Raw genomic sequence first — 1973 nt, forward strand, 5'->3', positions numbered from 1 at the left:
GGCCTAGAATACCTATTTAAAAAGCTGATTTACGCAAGTTCAACAACTTGGAATTGGTTCAGTGTTCGTAAACTTAAGCGCTCTCGCCGTTACACCAATGAAGGCATCATCAAACTTCTTGAAGGTGATTGGAAAGGTGCAGAGAAGAAAGTCACACGTTGGGCTAACCACCATGACATGCCTCTGCTTTGTTACCTAGTGGCTTCTCAAGCAGCGCATGAGCAAGGTAACACTGCTGAACGCGATAAATACATCGAACTGGCTAGCCAACAAGATGATTCGCTGCTGGCAGTAGAGCTAACAAAAGCGAAACAGCAAATCAGTGAGTCAAACTATGAAGCAGCTTTCGATACGCTTTCGAGCTTAAAAGGTTCGCACCCAAACAACACTGCAGTCCTGGGCTTACTAAAAGCGACCTACATGCAGCTTAAATTATGGCAACCATTGCTAGAACTGACGCCTAAGCTCGCTAAGAACAAGCTTCTAACGGCAGATGAACAGAGTGAATTAGAGCAGAAAGCACAATGTGGTTTGCTTCACGATGTGGCACAACAGCAAGGCAGCGAAGGCTTAATCAGTCACTGGAACAAGCTTCCAAGAAAACAAAAGCAAAGCTCACACCTTGTCTCTTGTTTCGTAAAACAACTGATCGCCCGTAAAGCCGATGCAGAAGCTTTTACAGTTATCAAAGAGAACATTGCTAAAACAGGTTCAAACGAGCTCTACATGTTACTTCCAGAGCTGAATCTTGCTGATCACCATCCAGTAGTTGTTATGCTAGAGCGTGCTATCGGCAAAGATAGCAATAATGCAGAAGCACACAGTGCACTAGCTCAGTTCTACCTAAGAGAACAAAAGTGGGCAGAAGCACAAAACCACTTCGAGAAAGCTCTGGCACTACGCTCAAATGTGTCTGATTACGGATACCTATCAGATGCACTAGAGAAGCAGAACCTAACCAAAGCAGCTCATGAGGTTTCTCGTAAGGCACTCGCTCTAGTTCAACCGGCTTAACTCTCTCTGTATAAATAAGAAGCCGATGCCCAGCATCGGCTTTTTTGTACCTATAAACTCCCTCTCAACAAGCCCAGCCTCCAACAATCTCTCACCACAGAGCAAAGTCATCTAGACCAATCGCTTAAGCAAAATTAACCAGCATTAAGAAATAGCACTTAAAGTGGGCTCCTATAGCGCTTAGTGAAGCTTTAGTGCCAATTCTAACCAGTGAGCCAAGCTAAGAAGCAAAACCTTTAGAGATGATTAGAGGGGGTAAATTTCCACAATAGACTACCAACTATATCTCCCATTTTAGGAGAGATCGTATAGCGTCTAGCCTCAGAGTTCATTTGTTGCCAGAAACGACAAAGACAAAGACAAAGACAAAGACAAAGACAAATTCACTGTTAAGAGCAAAGCCTTCTAATCAAGATAATTTGGTCGTCACTGAGGATAAGCACCTTACAAAACTCATCACCAGGACGATAAGATTCTAGTCGTAAGGATTAGGCTTATGTTCAATTGTGTAATGAACTGGAAAGCGCGCAGAGCCTTTGTTGAACGCTTTCGACTGCAGCACTAGAGACGACGCTTCAGGTACAAGAAAAGAGAGATTTGTAGAGAAGCTTGTTAATCAAATCGTAAGGGCTGAGGTTGTATGCGAGAGGAGATTATTAGACAAAGAGTAAATAACCAGTACCTAGAAACGACGAAAGCCTAGTCGTAAGACTAGGCCTTCTAAAGGGTGTGATGTCGTTGATTTGTCATGCTACCTATACACAGATCGATTACTGAATATAACCTAATACAAGATACATTTTTGATAGATGTAAAAATGCCCTGCTATTTCTAGCAGGGCTTTTCTAATAAGTGGCGGAGTGGACGGGACTCGAACCCGCGACCCCCGGCGTGACAGGCCGGTATTCTAACCAACTGAACTACCACTCCGCAGTGGACTACTTGTCGTCGCTGACAAG

Annotated in this window: 1 protein-coding gene and 1 tRNA gene; one reads left to right on the forward strand and one right to left on the reverse strand. The window is 43.8% G+C overall.

From position 1 onward, the window contains the following. Positions 1-1014: heme biosynthesis HemY N-terminal domain-containing protein (locus tag BCT81_RS27145; RefSeq protein ID WP_102426478.1), on the forward strand; the 1014-nt coding region annotated here is incomplete at its 5' end. An 853-nt stretch (positions 1015-1867) separates the two neighbouring features. Here the strand turns inward: BCT81_RS27145 and BCT81_RS27150 are convergent. Continuing rightward, positions 1868-1944 (reverse strand) — tRNA-Asp (locus tag BCT81_RS27150). Between the last annotated feature and the right edge of the window lie 29 nt (positions 1945-1973).

Source organism: Vibrio sp. 10N.261.52.A1 (assembly GCF_002876325.1).
GTDB classification, from domain to species: domain Bacteria; phylum Pseudomonadota; class Gammaproteobacteria; order Enterobacterales; family Vibrionaceae; genus Vibrio; species Vibrio chagasii.